The organism is Bacteroides bouchesdurhonensis (assembly GCF_900155865.1).
GTDB lineage: Bacteria > Bacteroidota > Bacteroidia > Bacteroidales > Bacteroidaceae > Bacteroides > Bacteroides bouchesdurhonensis.
In genome coordinates this window covers 1,266,344-1,287,288 of record NZ_LT707006.1, presented here as the reverse complement: position 1 = coordinate 1,287,288, position 20,945 = coordinate 1,266,344, and the positions used below count along the sequence as shown (strand labels likewise).

Sequence of the window (20,945 nt, the reverse complement as noted above, 5' to 3'; positions counted from 1 at the left end):
GCGGCTTATCTTGTTTGGATAAGCCGCTCTAACAATATTTATAACAAAGAATTATTCAGCTACTACCTCAAAAGGAACTTCTACAGAAACTTCCTTATGCAATTTTACGATAGCTTTATAATTGCCAACTTCTTTCACAGCGTCTTTTACAACGATAATCTTTCTGTCTACTTCGTGACCCAATTTAGCCAAAGCTTCAGCAATCTGAATGTTACCAACAGAACCGAAGATCGTACCAGTTGAGCTAACCTTAGTTGCAATAGTCAAAGAAACACCTTCCAACTTAGCAGCCATAGCCTCAGCATCTTTCTTAATTTTCTCAAGTTTGTGAGCACGTTGTTTCAGTTCTTCAGCCAACATTTTCTTTGCAGAAGGAGAAGCGATGACAGCTTTTCCTGTCGGGATTAAATAATTACGACCGTAACCAGATTTAACGTTTACGATATCATTCTTATAACCCAAGTTTACTACGTCTTCTTTTAATATAATTTCCATACTTTTCCTCCTTCTTATTTCATCATGTCAGTTACATATGGCAACAATGCCAAGTGACGAGCTCTCTTCACAGCCTGCGCAATACGACGTTGGAACTTCAAAGAAGTACCAGTGATACGACGCGGAAGGATTTTCCCCTGCTCATTCAAGAATTTCTTCAAGAATTCAGGATCTTTGTAGTCAATGTACTTAATACCACTCTTTTTGAAACGGCAGTATTTTTTCTTTTTAACGTCTACTGAGGGCGGAGTTAAATATCTGATTTCTGATTGAACTTGTTGTGCCATGATTAATCCTCCTTTTTGTTTGATTTAACACTTCTTCTCTTAGCAGCATATTCTGCAGCGTACTTATCCATTCTGAAAGTCAAGAAACGGATTACACGTTCATCACGACGGAAATTTAGTTCCAACTTGTCAATTACAGTAGGATCTGCATTGAACTCAATCAGTTGATAGAAACCTGTAGACTTCTTTTCAATTGGATAAGCCAATTTCTTTAGTCCCCAGTTCTCTTCATTGATAATCTCAGCACCTTCTTCTTGAAGAATGCCTTTGAATTTTTCTACCGCTTCCTTCATCTGAACATCAGACAAAACGGGAGTTAAAATGAAAACGGTTTCGTATTGATTCATACTCGTTTAATTAATAAATAAATTATTTATGATTTAAAATTGCGGGTGCAAAGTTAGACATTTTATTTTGAACTACAAACATTTAATCTTTTTTTATACCTGAATATAGGAATTATCCAATAAGTAGTTTACCTTTGCAAGGTTGTTTAAACAATAATTTCATGATAGAGCAATTCAACTTCGATATCCGACTTATATTTGCCATACTTAATGGCAAAGTTTCCGCTGCCATCAATCGGAAATTATATCGTAATTTCCGTCAGAATGGGCTGGAAATCAGTCCTGAGCAATGGACAGTGCTAATCTTTCTATGGGAAAAAGATGGCGTTACCCAACAAGAGTTGTGTAATGCAACTTTTAAAGACAAACCTAGTATGACCCGCTTGATAGACAACATGGAACGACAGCATTTGGTAGTACGCATTTCGGACAAAAGAGATCGTCGTACTAACCTCATTCACTTGACTAAAGATGGAAAAGAGCTGGAAGAAAAAGCACGAATTATTGTTGGACAAACTCTGAAAGAAGCACTCCAAGGCATTACTCTTGAAGAGTTAAGTATTGGACAAGAAGTACTAAAAAAGGTCTTCTATAATACGAAAGATTAAGCTTAAAACGAATTATCTAATTCCTAAAATCCACTAAATCTGTCTCAATAATGGATTTTTCACCTAATTTATTTCGCCCGTTGAAGAATTATGCTTTAATTTGTAACTATTATACAATCTAGTATCCAATAGATAATAAATAACTAAATAATAAACTGTTAAATACACACACATGAAAGACTTATTAAAGAATCTGGGATTGATTTTAATCTTGATCGGAGTAGTCATCTTACTGGCTTGTTCAATTACAGGAAATGTAAACAACAACGCCGTTTTGGGCACATCGGCTGTATTCGTTGTGTTAGGACTTATCTCTTATATTGTTATCAATAAGAGGATCACTGATTAAATTCGTGAAAATCAATAAAAAATCCCAGGTACGACTGTTCCCGGGATTTTTTATTGCCAATTATCAAGAAATTCATTACGATTCAACTTCCGGAGTGATTAGCTTATAGCCTTTTCCATGAATATTGATAATCTCGATTGAATCATCTTCTTTCAAGTGTTTACGTAATTTCGTAATATACACATCCATACTGCGGGCATTGAAATAGTTATCATCAATCCAGATAGTCTTCAATGCAAAGTCACGTTGCAGAATCTCGTTAGCATGAGCACAAAGCAATCCCAAAAGTTCAGATTCCTTGGTAGTCAGTTTTGTCTGTCTACCTTCTGTAGCCAAAATCTGTTTTTGGGTATCGAAAGTAAACTTACCGATTTTATAGATATTACTTTCTTTATTCTTTTTTCCACGAACACGTCTCAGGATCGCTTCAATTCGGAATGTCAGCTCTTCCATGCTGAATGGTTTGGTGATATAATCATCCGCGCCAATCTTAAAACCTTCCAAGATATCTTCTTTCAGCGTTTTCGCAGTCAGGAAGATAATAGGAATCTCAGCATTGGCGGCACGAACATCCTGCGCCAAAGTGAAACCATCCTTCTTAGGCATCATCACGTCAAACACGCATAAGTCATACTTATTCTTCAGGAAAGCCTTGTAACCAGCTTCACCATCAGGATACAACTCAGCAGAGTAACCTTTTGCCTGTAAATATTCTCTTAAAAGCATGCCAAGATTTTCATCATCTTCGCATAATAAAATACGCAGTTTCTCGTCCATATCAATTATTTTTTAATAAAGGTAATGCAATAATAAATTTAGTTCCAATATTCACGTCGCTTTCTGCCCGTATGGTCCCCTTATGATCCATAATTATCTTTTTCACATAAGCCAAACCCAAGCCGAAACCTTTTACATCGTGCAGATTACCCGTATGCACGCGATAGAACTTCTCAAATATCTTCTTCAGGTTCTCCTTCTTGATACCAATACCATTATCCTGTATCGAAATCATCAGTTTACCCGGTTCATTCCATGTCTTTACATTCAACTCCAAATCCTCTTCCGGCTTCTTATATTTCACCGCATTATCCATCAGATTGAAAATAACATTTGTAATATGCATTTCATCTGCAAATATAACAGGATCGGTAGCCTCAAGGTTCGATGTGATCTTGCCATTATATCGTTCTACTTTCAGAGCAAAGGTATTAATCACTCCCGTTATCAATTCATTCGCATCAATTTCTTTCATTTTCAAGGTTGCTTTCTGTCTATCAAACATTGACATCTGCAACACTTTCTCTACTTGAAAACGCAAGCGTTTCGTTTCATCATTAATAACTCCAGAAATATGTTGGAACATCTGTGGAGATTTACCTACCGCAGGGTCTTTCAACATCTGTGCCGCCAATGAAATGGTCGATATCGGAGTCTTAAACTCATGCGTCATATTGTTGATAAAATCATTTTTCATCTCCGTCAGTTTCTTTTGGCGGAATACAATATAAATAGTAAAGATGAAAGTCACCAGCAATACTAAAGTAAATATCAACGACGGAATCATAAAATTGATAGAGCCGAAGATGTAATCCTTCCTACCAGGGAAATGCACTTTTAATATACTCATCTTTGCAGGCGGATCATTTGTGAACAACACTTGTTGATAAGATTCATCACTACCTTTTGGATCATAATCCGCACAACGATATACTTCTCTTCCATCTCTGTCAATGACAGAAAAATGATAAGGCAACTCTATAGCATTATTGAAAAAGCTCAATTTGAGATAATCATCCAAATCCCTAAATCTAACTCTATCTCCTATTGCCCTGTCACTAGCCTGATAAATCATCTGCAACGCCACCTCATCGATCAATCCTCGCTGATATACAAATCGATTCTGTATCGCTTCTGCTAACGACCTCGAAGTTTCCGGAATTGTTTTCGTTCCCCGGTAAGGAGAGATCAATGCTTTCGGTAACTCTGACGGTTTGTTAGTGATTATATTTATCCTAAAACCCGAAATCTCTTTCCCATCCTGAGATTTCATCGTAAAACCATGCACTTGCTGACGCGGACTATCTTGCTGCATAGAAGAACTATTGGCAGTCAAGGCTTTTCTTTCCGTTTCAGATATATCTTCAATCAGCCACCGCTGCGTCTCAGCAAACTCCACATCTTTAGAAACCTGACTCAAACTGTTACGTACAGCAGAATCAAATTGTCCTTTCCGGGTTTTTATCATTTCCTCTATATAGCTTACTTGCAAATACAGTAAGCTTAGGAATGAAAGCCCCATCACTATACCTAATATCCAAATTGTCGACTTTTTCATAGCAACAAAATTAACACTCCCTAATTAACACTCCTAACTCATTAACTTGATTTAACCGGAAGTTCTCGTAAATTAACCGAAAGAAGCTATTTAAGTAGTATTCTGATGACTACAACAAAAAAAACAGCACTTTGGTTTGCAAATTTAATAAAAAATTAAATCATTCCCTCCGGAATTTCCATCTTTATTAATCATAGTTAAACAAAAACCGCTGCCTTTTACTTAAAAAAGACAGCGATTTTAACATTATCACGAGAATTACTAGTTATTCCTCAGTTTGCTTAGCTTCAAAATCTTTAATTAACTTGTCCTGGACATCTGTCGGAACAAGTTCATAACTTGAGAATTTCATTATAAATGAAGCACGTCCACCAGTGAGTGAACTAAGAGCCGTAGAATAGGAGGACATTTCTTTCAATGGAACTTTAGCGATTAGTTTTTCAAAACCTTTCTCACTACTCATACCCATAATCATAGCACGACGTCCCTGAAGGTCTCCCATTACATCACCCATCTTATCTGACGGAACAAATACTTCTACATCATAAATAGGTTCCAAAATCTTCGGACCAGCATTTTTGAAAGCTTCACTAAATGCATTACGTCCCGCCAACATAAATGAGATTTCATTAGAATCTACCGGATGCATCTTACCATCATACACAATAACCCGTACATCGCGTGCATACGATCCAGTCAATGGTCCCTGTTCCATACGAGACATAATACCTTTTAAGATGGCAGGCATAAAACGTGCATCAATCGATCCACCTACGATACTATTGATAAATACCAGTTTGCCACCCCATTCCAATGGGATTTCTTCTTTTCCTTTTACATTAATCTTAAATTCCTGCCCATTGAATTTATAAATCTCCGGTATGGGCATACCTTCTTTATATGGTTCGACAATCAGATGCACTTCACCGAACTGACCGGCACCACCGGATTGTTTTTTGTGACGGTAATCGGCTCGTGAAGCTTTCGTAATAGTTTCGCGATAAGGGATCTTTGGTTCTTCATATTTAACCAGAAGTTTCTCATTATTTTCCAAACGCCATTTCAACGTACGGAGATGGAACTCTCCCTGGCCATGAACCAACGTTTGTTTCAATTCTTTCGATTGCTCTATTATCCAAGTCGGATCTTCCTCACGCATACGATTCAAGATAGTCATCATCTTTTCCACATCAGCCTCGTTTACCGGTTTGATGGCACGTGAATATTTCGAATTCGGATACTTAATAAAGTTAAACTTATAATCGCAATCTTTACCGTCCAATGTATTACCAGTCTTCACATCTTTCAGTTTCACAGCAGCACCAATATCACCTGCTTGTAGTTCTTCCACTTTAACACGGTTACCACCTGCAACCACATAAATTTGTGCGATACGTTCTTTTGAACCGCGGTCAGCATTCAATAAGTCATCACCTTCGCGCACTTTTCCGCTCATTACCTTAAAGTAAGAAACTTCACCAATATGCGGTTCTACACTCGTTTTAAAGAAATAAAGAGATTCAGGTCCATTAGAATCCGGAGCTACTTCCTTGCCATCTGTATTTTGCACCTTCGGCATTTCAGAAACAAAAGGTACCACATTACCTAAAAATTCCATTAAACGGCGGACACCCATATCTTTGCCTCCGCACACACAGAATACAGGGAACATTCCTCTTGCAATTAACCCTTTACGAATCCCCTCACGCATTTCATCCTCTGACAAAGAATCTTGTTCGAAGAATTTCTCCATTAAACCTTCATCATTTTCAGCAGCTGCTTCAACCAATGCTTTGTGCATTTCCATCGCTTTATCCATTTCTTCAGCGGGAATATCTTCGATGATTGGAGCACCACCTTCAGGTTTCCATGAATATTTCTTCATCAACAGGACATCAACCAGTGCATTAAAATTAGGTCCTGTAGAAATTGGATATTGAATAGGAACGACTTTCGACCCATAAGCCTCCTTGAGTTGTTCCAGAACATTATCATAATCGCATTTCTCATTATCAAGTTGATTAACGAGGAAAATGACGGGTTTATTCAGTTTTTCAGTATATCGGAAATGATTTTGTGTACCGACTTCGACCCCGTATTGGCCGTTGATAAGAAGAATTGCCGTGTCGGTCACATTCAGTGCAGTTACAGTACTGCCTACAAAGTCGTCCGAACCCGGACAGTCTATAATATTAAGCTTTTTATTGTTCCATTCTACATGAAGAACGGTAGAGAAAACAGAGTAACCATACTCTTGTTCAACAGGGAAATAATCACTAACAGTGTTTTTTGCGGCAATAGATCCGCGACGTTTTATAACACCACTCTCGAAAAGCATTGCTTCCACGAGAGTGGTTTTCCCAGAGCCAGAACTTCCCAATAAGGCTATGTTCTTAATTTCATTAGTCTGATATACCTTCATAATATATAAGATTTAAATAATTACTCAGTATGTTTCTCACATACCATTAATTTAGTGAGCCGCAAATTAGGGATTAATTAGGGGAAAAGCAAGTTTTATGTCAGTGTTACTAAACAATGTTATGTAACATACTATCATCATTTCCCTTCCATATCATCAAGACGGCCCTTATTATCAGCAAGCTACACAAGTGCTATTCAATCTTATTTATGATATACATCAGTCACAATCTCCTATAATTTAGGAAACCTCCATGGTTTACGATAATCCGGCTTAATGAGTTTATTAGCTTCATTATTATTAAAGGACTTCTTTACGTCATCATACACAAGAGCCGATTTAACCCTTGCGGATATATTTCCTAAATGAGCATATTTTGCACAAAGGCTACCATTTTCAATGGTACAAGCTGTATTCATTTCACGTTTCTTCATACAATCTAAGAAGTTGGTGACATGGTCCTTGTGGTCTTGATAATTGGGCATACTTTTAACTGCCTCTATTCTATTTTGGAATGGATACACTTCCCAACTTTCGCGATTAGCAACCAACGTACCGTTTGTTCCGACAAATTCAACTCCATAATTTCTGCCATAAGGTCCCATTTCCACAGTTACATTGCTCCATTGAATAGTGAAATCATCGTATTCGTAAATGACGGACATCGTATCAAATGTTTCTGCATAGTTGTTTGGGAAAGCAAAATTTCCACCGGAACTTAATACTCGTTTAGGCATACCTTTCACATTCATGCCCCATAAAGCCATATCTATCAGATGTACTCCCCAGTCTGTCAACAATCCGCCACCATAATCCCAGAACATTCTCCAGGAGCCATGAAATCTCTTTTCATTAAAAGTTCGTTGAGGTGCCGGTCCGAGCCATGTTTCAAAATCTATTCCCGCAGGAACCGAAGAATCAGGAACTGAATCGAGAATTGCTGCGTAACCAAAATTAGCCCAAACATTTACTTTAGCTATTTTGCCCAGTTTTCCACTGTCAATATAACTTTTCATTTCGTGCCAATGATTTCCACTACGTTGTTGTTGACCCACTTGCACCACCCGGTTGTATTTTTTGGCAGCGGCAACCATCACATCACATTCGGCAATTGAATTCGCTAGCGGTTTTTCTACATAAACATCTTTCCCGGCAGAACAAGCATCCACTAATTGCAAACAATGCCAATGGTCAGGTGTGCCTATAATAACCGCATCTATATCTTTTCTATCCAGCAGTTTACGATAATCACCATAAAGTTCGGGCTTTTTGTTGGTTCTCTTCACTAATTCCGAGGCTCTATTTTCCAGAATGCCTCTGTCTATATCACATAAGGCAATACAATTGATCTCGGGATGAATCAGAAAATCATTCAGATCGGCCCAACCCATACTTCTACAGCCGATTAATGCAACATTTACTTGATCGTTAGCAGCAACAGTCCGGGCAAACAAACTGTTATCAGTTAAAATAGATGGAATAACCAGACCGGAAGCTGTCATCACTCCCATCTTTTTTAGGAATTCACGTCGTGTAGTCATAATATTATTATCTAAAGTTTCACTTAAATAAAAAGAGTTTGAAAATAACAGGCTCTTATAATAATTGCTTGCAAACTAGCAATTGTCAAACAAATAACTGAGCCCCAAAATGATAGCAATGGTTCTTAATCATAAACGCAAAATTAGATAATTTACCGAACCCTCACAAGTGTATCTGGTATTTTTTTGATTATATAACCTGTTTCCAAGACATTAACAACTACCATATATACGATTTATTCTTGCATCGTTTTGAATTAACCCGATCGCATTTCTATTATTTTTTAAAGAATATCCAGTAACAAAAGAGCCAAGACGAATTTCAATGTTCCAGACCTTTCCTCTAATGGCAGTTTATTGTTTGCAAGTATCGGAATATTTATCTAAATTTGCCAACCACATTAACCAACTGATTCATATGGCAGGTATCTATCTCCACATTCCTTTCTGCAAAACCCGGTGTATTTACTGTGATTTTTACTCAACTACGCATAATGAACTCAGAACGAGCTATGTAAAGGCACTTTGTCATGAATTGGAAATGCGAAAAGAATACCTGAAAGGAGAGCCAATAGAAACGATCTACTTCGGTGGAGGAACACCTTCACAACTGGAAGAAGATAATTTTCAGCTGATATTCAATACTATCCGTACACATTACGACATCGGCAACTGCAAAGAAATTACATTGGAAGCCAATCCCGACGACCTATCCAACGATTATCTTCAAATACTTGCTTCTTTTCCTTTCAATCGTATCAGCATGGGGATACAGACATTCAATGAATCAACTCTCAAACTACTTAAACGACGACACAGTGCTTCTCAAGCCATAGAAGCAGTAAAGAGAAGTCGCGAAGCAGGATTTAAGAATATAAGCATTGACCTAATTTACGGTCTGCCTGGTGAAACAGCCGGACAATGGGAACATGACTTACAACAAGCCATCGACCTACAACCAGAGCATATTTCTGCCTATCACCTGACTTATGAAGAAGGTACACCTATATATATTATGTTGCAGCAACATCAAGTGCAGGAAGTAGACGAAGAAAGTAGTGTAAACTTCTTCTCTATTTTGATAGACCGGTTGAAAACTGCGGGATATGAACATTATGAAATATCCAACTTTTGCCAGCCGGGGAAGTATTCCCGCCACAATACTTCTTATTGGAAAGGTATCCCCTATTTGGGATGCGGTCCGTCAGCACATTCTTTCAATGGGCACACACGTGAATGGAACGTAGCCTCCATCAATGATTATATAGAAGGGATAGAAAAAGAAGCACGACGTTTCGAAACCGAAGTACGTGATAAAGCCACTGCTTACAATGAACTAGTCATTACTTCCATCCGCACCATGTGGGGCATACCATTAGACAAGCTCGAACAAGAATACGGTCCGGAGTTCTTGAATTACTGCCGGAAAATGGCTGTTCCTTATGTAAAAAGTGGAAAGTTATCTGAACGAGACAACACTTTACGCCTCACCCGAGAGGGAATTTTCATATCCGACAGCATTATGAGAGATTTGCTTTTTGTCGAAGAATAAACCCTATAAAAAGAATCACGGATGATCGGATCAGAAGTCAGAAAGTTATTACGCAAACAAAGGAGCAGAACTCACAAAGTGTTTTCCGCGGTTTTTATAACATACGATCGGCTCTTCCGTATAGCTTATTACTATGTAAAAAGGGAAGAATGGTCGCAGGAAATTGTACTCGATGTATTTCTGAAACTTTGGAAACAACGTAGTACTTTACTCGAGGTGAGAAATATCGAAGATTACTGTTTTATCCTAGTCAAAAAAGCAAAGTTATGCACAGGTAGCGGAAGAGCTAGGGATTAGTACAAAAACAGTAGTACTGAAGTAAGCAAAACGATCCGCTTCCCGGATTATTGGAGACGATATTAATATTATCTTTGCAGCCAAAAGCAAGAAATTATGTTCATTATTATAGGAATCATGCTGTCAGGTATGCTTATCGGCTACCTGCTACGTAGCAAACGGCTGACATGGATACACAAGATTATTACCTTTCTGATATGGCTGTTGCTCTTCCTACTCGGGATAGACGTAGGAGACAACAAAGCCATCATGAATGGGTTACATACGTTGGGGCTTGAAGCACTGACCATAACTTTGGCTGCAGTTATCGGCAGTACTTTATTAGCATGGGGACTTTGGTACCTATTATACATAAGGAACAGAAATAAGGAGGAAAAAGCATGAAAGGCAGCCTAATCATTGTATCCTTTTTCATCATAGGTACTCTTTGCGGTCTCTATCATCTCATTCCGTTCAATTTCTCTGATAGCAATCTCAGTTATTATGCTCTTTGCGGATTGATGTTTTGTGTAGGTATCAGTATCGGTAATGACCCGAAAACATTGAAAAGTTTCCGGTCATTGAATCCTCGCCTAGTTTTTCTGCCCATTATAACTATACTAGGAACATTGGCCGGTTGTGCCGTTGCAGGATTTTTCATGAGTCAGCGTACTCCTTTAGATTGTATGGCTGTAGGAGCCGGATTTGGATACTATTCACTATCCAGTATCTTTATTACCGAATACAAAGGAGCGGAATTAGGAACGATCGCACTCCTTTCTAATATTATGCGTGAAATAATAGCCTTGTTAGGTGCACCTTTATTAGTGAAATACTTCGGTAAACTAGCTCCTATATCTGTGGGAGGAGCCACCACCATGGATACAACACTTCCCATTATCACCCGTTATTCAGGACAGGAATTTGTCATCATTTCCATCTTTCATGGTTTCATTGTAGACTTTAGCGTACCCTTTCTGGTAACATTCTTTTGCTCTGTATCATTCTGAATAATCAATTTATTAAGAAAGAATAAGTACCGGAACCAATCTTTCCAACAGACAAATATGGTTCTCCCTTCACTCGAGTAGCCTTTACCGGAGTTCCGTTCATCATAACTTTATATTTACCGGAAGGAAGTGGCAAATAAACCTCGGCATCCATATTAGCCGGAATAGAGACTTTTAGAGAATACTCTTCACTCTTATTTTTGACAGCTATCCGGACCTTTCCACGAATGGTTGGAACAGTTGCCTCCGCCCACTCTAATGATCCCAATTGAGGTTTGATACGAACTGTTCCAAAACCGGGCGTTAATGGTTCCACCCCCATCAGATGACGTGGAATGATATTGGCTGGAGCTGCTCCCCAGGCATGATTCCAATCCTGATTCGTCTTATATTTATTATCCCAGGCTTCCAAGGATATAGTAGAACCGACACGAATCATATTATACCAACTTCTATCATCTGTCTTGGTCAGCATTTGTAATGCATATTCCGCATCATTTGCTTTGTATAAGGCATCCATTAGAAATTGTGAACCATAAACGCTACACGCCATTCCCCTAGTGCGGATGAAATTAATTACTCCCTGTTCTTTTCCTTTCGGCACCAGACCGAAAGCTAGCGGAAACATATTGCCATGTAATGAAGCATGGTCTGTATCTGCCGAGAGCCCATCCATAAAATATCCTTTGCTCGTATTAAAGAATGAACGGATAAACAACTTCCTGAAATTCTTTGCTTCCGAAGTATACAATTCAGCATCCTCCGACTTTTCCAGAACGTCTGCTATCTGCCCCATCAATCTTAAAGCTTCATAATGATAAGCATTCGTTACTGCATTATAATCAGTGAAAACAAATCCGTCCGACTCTCCCATTACATCCCATAGTTTACTGTCCGGCTTGGTATGAGGCCAATCCACAATGTCTCTAATCTGCCCATTCATACGAATGGATGAAATAAACTCCGGAGTTTGCAATCCGGTACTTGTACTTATCAGCCCATTCTTTTCACGGAGTGACAACAGGAGTCGAGGTTTCAGTTGTTCATAGCTGGCTTTGAGCGAACGGCAGTCTCCTGTATACAGATAGTCCTGCCAAGCAATCAACACAGCCTGAAGAATCCATTCGGTAGGCCAAGTAGGATGCTGTAACAGATATTCATGCGAACGGCGTGCCATCGAATACTCTCGATCCACACCATAATGGCAAAGCTGATTAATCAATGCATCTGCTTCATAAGGGATTCGTTCACGATCTCCATCCACATAGATTCCGGCAAATGAGGTTGCACGAATAGAATATTTACATAGTTTCCATACCTGATTTAAGATATCATCAGAAGAACGGAAAGAAGAAGCCGTCTCGTCAAACGGATAGTGCACCACTTCACGAACGATAGAAACAGGTGATTGAGACTCATTGTATCCCTCAATTTCACAATACCGGAATGGTAATACTTCACCGATATATTCCTGCATCAACACTGCCGCCTTTCCAGTATTTCTGCCATCCTTTTCTATTTTAATCCGATAAGTATGAGTTCCTTTCAGTAATCCTAACTGGCAACGCCGATATCGAATGGTCGATTGTCCCGGATTACGCAGTACATGCCCGTTTTCCAAACACTCTCCCAAATGTATAGTTACCGAATCAGACTCGTTCACTGACGTAAACGTTAAAACCAATTGGGCGAAAGCATCAGTTCCAAAATCAACCAGACACGCATTAGTGGAGAGATTTTTCACAGCAGCCGGAGATTCCATTGTTTTTACCTGTGGATAGTAGGCTGTCGCATATTCGGATAAGCTCCCGGCAGTGCGGAAAGCTTTCACTCCCGACCATTCACTCTCCCCTTCTGTATCTGTCACAGTCTTCACTCGCCAGAAATAAGTCTTATCAGGTCTCAGAGCTTCACCTCCATATAAAACAGCAACCGACTGTCCGTTCTTTACTTCACCACTATCCCACACATTCCCCTTTCCGGAAGTTGCATCGGACAGATTATCCGCAACAATCAGTCGATAAGCAATTTGATGTGTATTCTGTGCTTCTCCCGGAACGATCCATGAAAAGGCAGGATACATTGAACGAATAGCAGCATATTGAAGTGATTCAATAGCAGAATCAAGCTTCCAAACCGGAAGACTGGAAACATATCCATTGTTCCAGGTACGGTCGGTATGTTCTATCAAGTCGGTCATCAGGCCGGATGGTTTGTTACCAGCCATAGCTGATAATGATATAGAAAATACTTCCAAAGCTACTAGAGCCAACCGCTTCAGTAATCTATTTCTTCTCATGCAATTCACAGTATTATTAATAAGGCAAAAACTTGTGTTTATTTAATAGTCACCATTGTAGCACCAAATCCATATTCCTGAAAAGAAGCATCCTGATAACGACAACTACTATATTTCCGCTTCAGTTCATCAAGCACTGCTTTCCGAAGTACTCCATCTCCTTTACCATGTATAAAGACTATCTTTTGCTCACGCTTATTCTTATATGCCTCCATCACTTCACGAAATTTATCCAGTTGATAATTCAATATTTCGCTGTTACTCATTCCTGTAATATCATCCAGCAACGAATCGATATGAAGATCGATCTCAATTATTCCACTTTTTCCATCATGTCCCCGGTTTGGCTTTACGACAGGCTGTGACTTAGGTTTATCAATAGATTTTTTTTGCAATAAAACCGTTTGAAGTTCTTCCGCCGATACATATACCTGTTTAGCCGGCATATCGCCTTTGACTATATCGTAAATTAGCGCAGGTTCTTCAAAAAAGTCAGAAGGACTGAATGTATGCAACTTATAAAACTTCACCGTATCAATTCTCAACTCCACATTCACAGCAGGTTTGATTGCCGCAGGTTTGCTGTCTTTAAAAGCAATAAACTGAACTGCTACATGTTCCATTTCATTTAATATATCTTTAGTAAATTCTTCCAGCAACAATTTTGTATTCGGTTCAATCAATCCATGCGAACGGGTTTTCCAGGCTGTCCCTTCCGCACTCATATACGTGTAATACAAATAATAATTGCTATCATTTACCAGATATGTCTCAAAGGGGGTAGTCATCATTGACTTTGCATCCTCGGGCACATAAGCAAGCAATACATTTAATGTATCTCCGCCACGTACTTCCGGTTGGCGTTGTACCATAGGCATTTCCGGTTTCACAGGTTTCGCAGGTTCTTCATGTTTCGGGACCGACGTGCTTGGCTTACGCTTTATATTATAATCATCTGTTTCAATTACTACACACTCACGTATCGGCATCGGGATATCAAATCCGTCTGCATCTTCTACTAAAACGAAATCTTTGCCTTTGAATCCTGTTACGACTCCCCCACCTACTTCACTAAGAAAGCGTACTTTATCTCCTATTTTCATCGTTATATATCTCCTATTAAAGTTCAAATTAATAATGAGTAACAAAGATAGAGCATTTCTATGAAAATGCTACCGAAATCAATTCCAAAAACAAGAAATCCATTTTTATTTATTATTTTTCTCTAACTTTGCCCCATTAGTACAAACGTTTCCATTTGAGTAACTACAAAACAATAACAGAAACAATGAAAAATTCTATCAAAGTGATTGCTTTCGATGCAGACGACACATTATGGAGTAACGAGCCCTTTTTTCAAGAAGTAGAAAAACAATATACAACCTTATTGGATTCTTATGGTACTTCACCAGAGATATCATCAGCCTTATTCCAAACTGAAATGAAGAATCTAAAATACTTGGGATATGGTGCGAAAGCATTTACAATTTCAATGATTGAAACTGCACTGCTTGTTAGCAAACAAAGAATTTCAGCTTGTGATATCGAGAAAATAATTAATTTGGGTAAGTCATTATTAGAAATGCCAATTGAATTATTGCCAGAAGTCAAGAAAACATTAGAAGTTTTGAAAGGAAAAGGTAAATATAAACTAGTTGTCGCAACAAAAGGGGATTTATTGGATCAAGAAAATAAGTTGGAACGTTCTGAATTATCTTCTTACTTTGACCATATTGAAGTAATGTCTGATAAAACAGAGAAAGAATATCTTCGGTTATTAAAGATTCTACAAATAGATCCTTCCGAATTTGTTATGATTGGCAACTCTCTTAAATCAGATATTCAGCCTGTATTATCTTTGGGAGGATACGGAGTTCATATTCCCTTCGAGGTGATGTGGAAACACGAAATAGTGGATACTTTTACGCATGAACATCTGAAACAGATAAAACGTTTCGGTGAACTGCTATCCTTGTTCTAGCAAACAAACATTGATATGAGAAGTTGGAATAGTACATATAACTTATCTTTGCCCCCACAAAGATAAACAAATAAGAAACATACATGAAACATTTAAAACTCAAATTACTGTCAATTGCTTTATTGACGGTCACCACTTCGACTATGGCACAAAGTTTGGATAAAATGAACTGGCTGAATGAGCCTCAACAATGGGAAATTAAAGACGGTAAAACATTGGTAATGGATGTTCCGGCAAAAACCGACTTCTGGAGAATTTCACATTATGGATTCACTGTTGATGACGGTCCTTTTTATTATGCTACCTATGGAGGAGAATTTGAAGCAAAAGTAAAAATCACCGGGAACTATGTGACTACCTTCGATCAAATGGGATTAATGTTACGCATCGATCATGAGAACTGGATTAAGGCAGGTGTAGAATACGTAAACGGTAAACAGAATGTGAGTGCTGTAGTAACACATCACACCAGTGATTGGAGTGTAGTACAATTACCGGATGCCCCACGTTCTATTTGGATCAAAGCAGTCCGGAAGTTAGACGCAGTAGAAATCTTCTTTTCACGTGATGACAAAGAATATATTATGATGCGCACCTGCTGGTTACAAGATAACTGCCCCGTAATGGTCGGATTAATGGGTGCTTGCCCCGACGGAAATGGATTTACTGCTACATTTGAAGAGTTCAAAGTAACTCAACTACCTGACCAACGAAGATTGGAATGGGCTAAAAGACAGCAAAATAAATAAGAACTGATAATCTTTTAGAAAGGAATTCCGGAATAACATCTGGAATTCCTATTATAGACAAAAAGTCCTTCACCTCTTCACACCCCTTTATTCTTAGTCATTAGAGGGTGAAGGCTTCCCTTCACATCTGCGTCCATCTATTCACTAGCCCCAATTCGGTAATTCCTTAATCGGACGATTCTTTATCACATTTCACAATAACCTTATCTCTCGCCCAATTCATTAATAGATAAGTTCTTCTCTACTAATCATAAACTTACTTTCTCTCTATAGAGAAGTTTTTCTTGCTTAGAACAAATCTATAATTGCAAGTTTTGATTATATAAACGAAACTTGCGTTTTTATAAATGCAACTTGCATTTATAAAAACAAAACTTACGTTTATAGTTTTGTAAAGGCAAAAAGAAAGTTTACCATTAGAGGAAAGAAAGTTTGTCTCTAATGGAAAGCAACTTTTCTATTAATACTTATATAAACAGGTACTAATAAGATCCATTGAACAAGGAATGTATTTACTGTTCATAAACAGTAAGTAAATGTTTAAAGTTTAGATTATGATATACCTACTTTTATACTTTATCCAAAAAATGTATGAACAAACACAGAACACATCTATATAAAACGATTATTTTTTCATTATTGCCAGCAATATTTTCCACATTATATATCAAAGTTTACACAGTTTTTTTTATACTTTTGCAATATGTCTGAACAAACTAAAAACACATCTATATGAAACGACTACTTTTTTCATTATTGCTAACGATATTTCCTACATTATATATTATAGCAGATAAAATAATATGGCAGATAGGAGAAAAAGATGGTTCATCAGCTGAATTAGCATTAGGTCCCTCAGATTACACAAAGTTTCTGGCCAATGACTTCGGATACGAAGATCGCTATTTTTTAATAGGAACTTCAAAGGTAGAAAAGGAATTTTCGTATGTACTGCCCGGACCTGCGGATCAGTGGGGAGGAACAGGAGGCACATCAGGCTGGCGAACACATGATACAACGATCCTTTTTAATCTTGAAAATCCTTCTAAATCTAAAGATTGGAATCTAGTCATAGATTTATTGGGAGCAAGCCCATTAGGAGCAGTTGTAAAAGTGACAGTTAATTCCGTAAGTAAAAGGTTTGTAATCGAAGGTGGTCCCAAAGAAGTATTAGAAGGGGACGTACAAAATGCCAAGAAAACAACTTTAAACTTTCCGCTTGAAGATAAACTATTAAAAAAAGGAGGGAATTCCATTGTTATCTCTGTCTTAGAGGGTGGTTGGATTGTATTTGACCAAATACAACTAATGGGTCCCAATCAGGCAACATTAGGTAAAACGAGCGCAAAAGCATTTCTTCGTGATATCTACGCTGCTAATTATGAAATAGAAAATGATGGAAACAGATTTCAACCGTTGTTAGTTGATGTCGAACATTTGACTGGAAGCCCCAGGCTTAAAGTAGAAGTTGATAACGTTGAGATATTTTCCTCTGTCATGGACACCGCTCGTTATCAATTTGAAGCTCCTATGCCGGCAGTACATCAATCTAAAAAAAGTACTTATAAGATATGGGCGGACAATGAATTATTACAATCCGGCACCATTATACGTACTCCTCAAGCATTGCATTCCTATGCTGATTATGTAGATACCAAAATGGGAACAGGGCATTCACGTTGGATGATCGCCCCCGGCCCTTGGATGCCTTTCAGTATGGTAAAATTAAGTCCGGATAATCAAAATGCAGGATGGCAAGCCGGGTATCAACCTACTTTTGAAACGATTGGATGTTTCAGCCACATACATGAGTGGACAATGGGAGGACTGGGTATGATGCCTACTAATGGTGAACTGCAAATCAGAGTGGGCAATGAATTAAGACCGGACGAGGGCTATCGTTCACGTATCGACAAAAGAACAGAAGAAGCTCCTCTGGGATATTATAAAGTCTATCTGACGGATACGAAGATATGGGTAGAAAGTACGGCAACTACCAGAGCTTCTTTTCAGAAGTACACTTTTCCCAAAGAACAAGACGGACGTGTAATGATTGATCTTCAAATTCCTACGGAATATGATTATCAATTAGTAGATATTAAAATAAACAAGGTCAGTGATTATCGAATCGAAGGGTACAGTCATCAACTGTCTCCCCGCCCTCATGTATGGAGCAATGATGCGGATCAGGACTATAGAGTTAATTTTGTGATAGAGTTTGACACTCCTATTAAGAAGGTCGGCGGTTGGATGGAAGACAAAGTGCTTGACTCTGACGTCATTGAAGGAAAAGATTTAAAATATGCAGGATTATACGTCGAGTTTGATACCCAGAGACATCCGATTGTCCAAGCCCGTACAGGGATCTCTTTAGTAAGCATAGCCAATGCCTCGGAGAATTTAAAGGAAGAAATATCCAATAAATTCGATTGGAACTTTGATGCAATCGTACAAAACCAGAAACAAGTATGGAACAATATTCTGGGTCGGGTACAGATTACAACCAATGATCGTTTGGAAAAGGTACGGTTTTATACAAATGTGTATCGAGCTTTTTGCAGGAATATCTGGAGTGACGTGAACGGAGAGTGGATGTCAGCAGACAAAAAAGTGCAGAAACTAAGCAATCCGGAACACCGCGCTTTAGGATGCGATGCTTTTTGGAATACCTTTTGGAATTTAAATCAAGTCTGGAATTTACTGACACCCGAATGGTCTTCCAGATGGGTGAACTCTCAATTGGCTCTGTATGACACAAATGGTTGGTTAGCCAAGGGACCGGCAGGCATGAAATATATTCCTGTCATGGTAGCAGAGCATGAGATTCCTCTAATTGTTTCCACCTATCAAATGGGGATCAGGGATTACGATGTGAATAAAGCTTTTGAAGCAGTCAAGAAGATGCAGACAACTCCTGCCACTCATGTTGCAGGTGGTTTTGCAGGAAACAGAGATCTGATCCCTTATCTCCAATATCATTATGTCCCAATCGAAAAAGGACGTTTTTCTAATACTTTAGAGTATTCGTACGATGACTGGACAGTCGGGCAATTGGCTAAATCATTAGGTAAATATAAAGAGTACCAAACTTTTAGCGAACGAGGAACCTGGTGGAAAAATGCAATGAATCCGGCAAGCGGATATGCACATATGAGAGATACACTCGGAAATTATACATCCGATTTCGATCCTTTTAAGTCGGGACGAAATGGCCACTATGTCGAAGGGAATGCATGGCAACTAAGTTTCTTTGTACCTCAAGACATGCCCGCTTTAGTCAAATTGGTAGGACAAGACAAGTTCGTGGAACGATTGAATTGGGGCTTTTCAGCCAGCGAGCCATGGAGATATAATGCTCCTAATGACCAATATTGGGATTATCCGGTAGTTCAAGGTAACCAACAATCGATGCATTTTGCTTTTTTATTCAATTGGGCAGGAAAACCTTGGCTAACTCAAAAGTGGAGTCGTTCTGTAATTGACCGATATTATGGATACGGTATCGCCAATGCCTATCTGGGCGATGAAGATCAAGGACAGATGAGTGCATGGTTTGTAATGGCCGCTATCGGCTTATTCCAAACAGATGGAGGTTGCAGAGTGGATCCTATTTATGAAATAGCAAGCCCGCTATTTGAAAAGACCGTTATTAACCTAAAAGGACTCTATGGACGAGGAGATAAGTTTACAGTTACAGCAAAGAATGCATCAAGAAAGAACAAATATGTTCAAAGTGCGACACTAAATGGACAACCTCTGGAAAGTTTCTATTTCCCTGCCTCTGAGTTACTGAAAGGAGGAGAATTAATTTTAGAAATGGGCGACACACCTAATAAGACATGGGGAGTTACCCTATGAAAAGTAGAACTCAAATCTAAGAAACGTCGGGACTGACTAAAAAGTGAATCAGATTACTTTCTAATCAGTCCCACAATTATCATCTAAATCATATTTATCACAATCTATCTTTCCGCCTCGATTGTATAAGTGAAACTATCCGCCCGATAATAGCCGATGTTATATTCAATAGGAACGTTGTTCACATCATACACAAATCTTTTCCTTATCAATATAGGATCGCTAGACTCAATTTCTAATTTTTCTGCAATAAACTCTCCGGCAAGCCTTGCAGAGATTTCCTCCTTACTGGTCTTTACTACTATTTGATATTGATTCTCCAGCATTTCGTACAAAGGACGAGTATAATCTTCTTCCCCTGTCAAAGGAATAGCAGGATTGAAATAAGAGATAAAATATACAAATGGATATTCTTTTCTTCCTCTTACCCGCTCCATCACTACGCAGCGTGCGTCAGAATTATCATCTAAATGGAAGAAAGTACTAATCTCTTCAGTAGGTCTTTTTAAACTGACATGTAATTCAAAGTTACGAATTTCAATTCCTAACATCTTCATCTCTTGAGAGAAACTAAGCCAATTTTTCACTCCACCTACAATACCTTTTTTGACTACCTTAGTACCAAATCCTTTCTTTCGTACTAAAAGTCCTTCGAACACAAGCTTATTGATAGCTTGCCGCAATGTATTTCTTGAAATATGCAATTGTTTAGACAAATCAACTTCATTGGGAAGTAACTTCCCATTCTTATATTCTTCAGACTCTATAAATCCTCTCAAGATTTCTTCAGCCTGAATATGAAGAGGTTTATCACTATTATGATCTAACTTCATTAC

18 protein-coding genes and 1 pseudogene are annotated in these 20,945 nt (G+C 38.4%); 9 read left to right on the top strand and 10 right to left on the bottom strand.

Translation table 11 applies throughout. The features are described from left to right. Window positions 1-51: 51 nt before the first annotated feature. The 3 genes from rplI to rpsF are packed head-to-tail and all read right to left on the bottom strand — an operon-like array spanning window position 52 to window position 1,129. Window positions 52-495, bottom strand: coding sequence for a 50S ribosomal protein L9 (gene rplI, locus CZ225_RS05195; protein WP_077153230.1), 444 nt, complete (start codon window positions 493-495; stop codon window positions 52-54). 14 nt (window positions 496-509) lie between these two features. Continuing rightward, window positions 510-782 carry a 30S ribosomal protein S18 gene (rpsR, locus tag CZ225_RS05190; protein WP_004307964.1) on the bottom strand — a complete coding sequence of 91 codons (273 nt, stop codon included), beginning with the start codon at window positions 780-782 and terminating at the stop codon, window positions 510-512. Window positions 783-784: 2 nt separating this feature from the next. Then, entirely contained in the window at window positions 785-1,129 is a 345-nt protein-coding gene (gene rpsF / locus CZ225_RS05185) for a 30S ribosomal protein S6 (RefSeq protein ID WP_077153229.1), read from the bottom strand. 161 nt (window positions 1,130-1,290) lie between these two features. Between rpsF and CZ225_RS05180 the strand changes: the two genes are divergently transcribed. Together CZ225_RS05180 and CZ225_RS23850 are read left to right on the top strand one after the other, a co-directional pair. After that, on the top strand, window positions 1,291-1,737 hold the full coding sequence (locus CZ225_RS05180; RefSeq protein WP_077153228.1) for a MarR family winged helix-turn-helix transcriptional regulator: 447 nt from the start codon (window positions 1,291-1,293) through the stop codon (window positions 1,735-1,737). A 172-nt stretch (window positions 1,738-1,909) separates the two neighbouring features. After that, on the top strand, window positions 1,910-2,086 hold the full coding sequence (locus CZ225_RS23850; protein WP_187367538.1) for a hypothetical protein: 177 nt from the start codon (window positions 1,910-1,912) through the stop codon (window positions 2,084-2,086). Between the two features lie 75 nt (window positions 2,087-2,161). Here CZ225_RS23850 and rprY read toward each other — a convergent pair whose 3' ends face one another. The 4 genes from rprY to CZ225_RS05160 all read right to left on the bottom strand — a co-directional run bounded on the left by rprY (window position 2,162) and on the right by CZ225_RS05160 (window position 8,384). Continuing rightward, the gene (gene rprY / locus CZ225_RS05175) at window positions 2,162-2,863 is read right to left on the bottom strand and encodes a response regulator transcription factor RprY (protein ID WP_077153227.1); all 702 of its coding nucleotides are present in this window, start codon (window positions 2,861-2,863) and stop codon (window positions 2,162-2,164) included. Between the two features lies 1 nt (window position 2,864). Then, window positions 2,865-4,421, bottom strand: a complete 1,557-nt coding sequence (locus tag CZ225_RS05170) for a sensor histidine kinase (RefSeq protein ID WP_077153226.1) — start codon at window positions 4,419-4,421, stop codon at window positions 2,865-2,867. A gap of 265 nt (window positions 4,422-4,686) precedes the next feature. Further along, window positions 4,687-6,843 (bottom strand): elongation factor G, encoded by a 2,157-nt coding sequence (locus CZ225_RS05165; protein WP_077153225.1) that lies wholly within the window; start codon window positions 6,841-6,843, stop codon window positions 4,687-4,689. A 233-nt stretch (window positions 6,844-7,076) separates the two neighbouring features. Beyond that, window positions 7,077-8,384, bottom strand: a complete 1,308-nt coding sequence (locus CZ225_RS05160; protein WP_077153224.1) for a Gfo/Idh/MocA family protein — start codon at window positions 8,382-8,384, stop codon at window positions 7,077-7,079. Between the two features lie 418 nt (window positions 8,385-8,802). Here CZ225_RS05160 and hemW point away from each other — a divergent pair, with 418 nt between their 5' ends. The 4 genes and pseudogenes from hemW to CZ225_RS05140 all read left to right on the top strand — a co-directional run bounded on the left by hemW (window position 8,803) and on the right by CZ225_RS05140 (window position 11,222). Further along, a complete protein-coding gene (gene hemW, locus CZ225_RS05155) occupies window positions 8,803-9,936 on the top strand; it encodes a radical SAM family heme chaperone HemW (protein WP_077155699.1) in 1,134 nt (377 codons plus the stop codon). Window positions 9,937-9,957: 21 nt separating this feature from the next. Next, window positions 9,958-10,203 (top strand): annotated as a pseudogene (locus tag CZ225_RS24215) (RNA polymerase sigma-70 factor); the annotation flags it as partial. A gap of 126 nt (window positions 10,204-10,329) precedes the next feature. After that, complete coding sequence (locus CZ225_RS05145; protein ID WP_077153223.1) at window positions 10,330-10,617, top strand: LysO family transporter; 288 nt, start codon at window positions 10,330-10,332, stop codon at window positions 10,615-10,617. Beyond that, window positions 10,614-11,222: a LysO family transporter gene (locus CZ225_RS05140; RefSeq protein ID WP_025074037.1), complete on the top strand. Its 609-nt coding sequence runs from the start codon at window positions 10,614-10,616 to the stop codon at window positions 11,220-11,222. Before CZ225_RS05145 ends, CZ225_RS05140 begins: the two co-directional genes overlap by 4 nt. 4 nt (window positions 11,223-11,226) lie before the next feature. Here the strand turns inward: CZ225_RS05140 and CZ225_RS05135 are convergent, their stop codons facing one another. Then, a complete protein-coding gene (locus CZ225_RS05135) occupies window positions 11,227-13,521 on the bottom strand; it encodes an alpha-L-rhamnosidase-related protein (protein ID WP_077153222.1) in 2,295 nt (764 codons plus the stop codon). 38 nt (window positions 13,522-13,559) lie between these two features. Next, window positions 13,560-14,624 (bottom strand): DUF2027 domain-containing protein, encoded by a 1,065-nt coding sequence (locus CZ225_RS05130; protein ID WP_077153221.1) that lies wholly within the window; start codon window positions 14,622-14,624, stop codon window positions 13,560-13,562. Window positions 14,625-14,809: 185 nt separating this feature from the next. On the opposite strand from CZ225_RS05130, the gene CZ225_RS05125 reads away from it, so the two are divergent. From CZ225_RS05125 to CZ225_RS05115, 3 genes are all read left to right on the top strand, one after another. Beyond that, complete coding sequence (locus CZ225_RS05125) at window positions 14,810-15,502, top strand: HAD family hydrolase (protein ID WP_077153220.1); 693 nt, start codon at window positions 14,810-14,812, stop codon at window positions 15,500-15,502. 83 nt (window positions 15,503-15,585) lie between these two features. Beyond that, window positions 15,586-16,251, top strand: a complete 666-nt coding sequence (locus tag CZ225_RS05120) for a DUF1349 domain-containing protein (RefSeq protein WP_077153219.1) — start codon at window positions 15,586-15,588, stop codon at window positions 16,249-16,251. 732 nt (window positions 16,252-16,983) lie between these two features. After that, window positions 16,984-20,109, top strand: a complete 3,126-nt coding sequence (locus CZ225_RS05115) for a GH92 family glycosyl hydrolase (protein WP_077153218.1) — start codon at window positions 16,984-16,986, stop codon at window positions 20,107-20,109. A gap of 104 nt (window positions 20,110-20,213) precedes the next feature. On the opposite strand, the gene CZ225_RS05110 is transcribed toward CZ225_RS05115, so the two are convergent. Continuing rightward, on the bottom strand, window positions 20,214-20,942 hold the full coding sequence (locus CZ225_RS05110) for a GntR family transcriptional regulator (RefSeq protein ID WP_077153217.1): 729 nt from the start codon (window positions 20,940-20,942) through the stop codon (window positions 20,214-20,216). Between the last annotated feature and the right edge of the window lie 3 nt (window positions 20,943-20,945).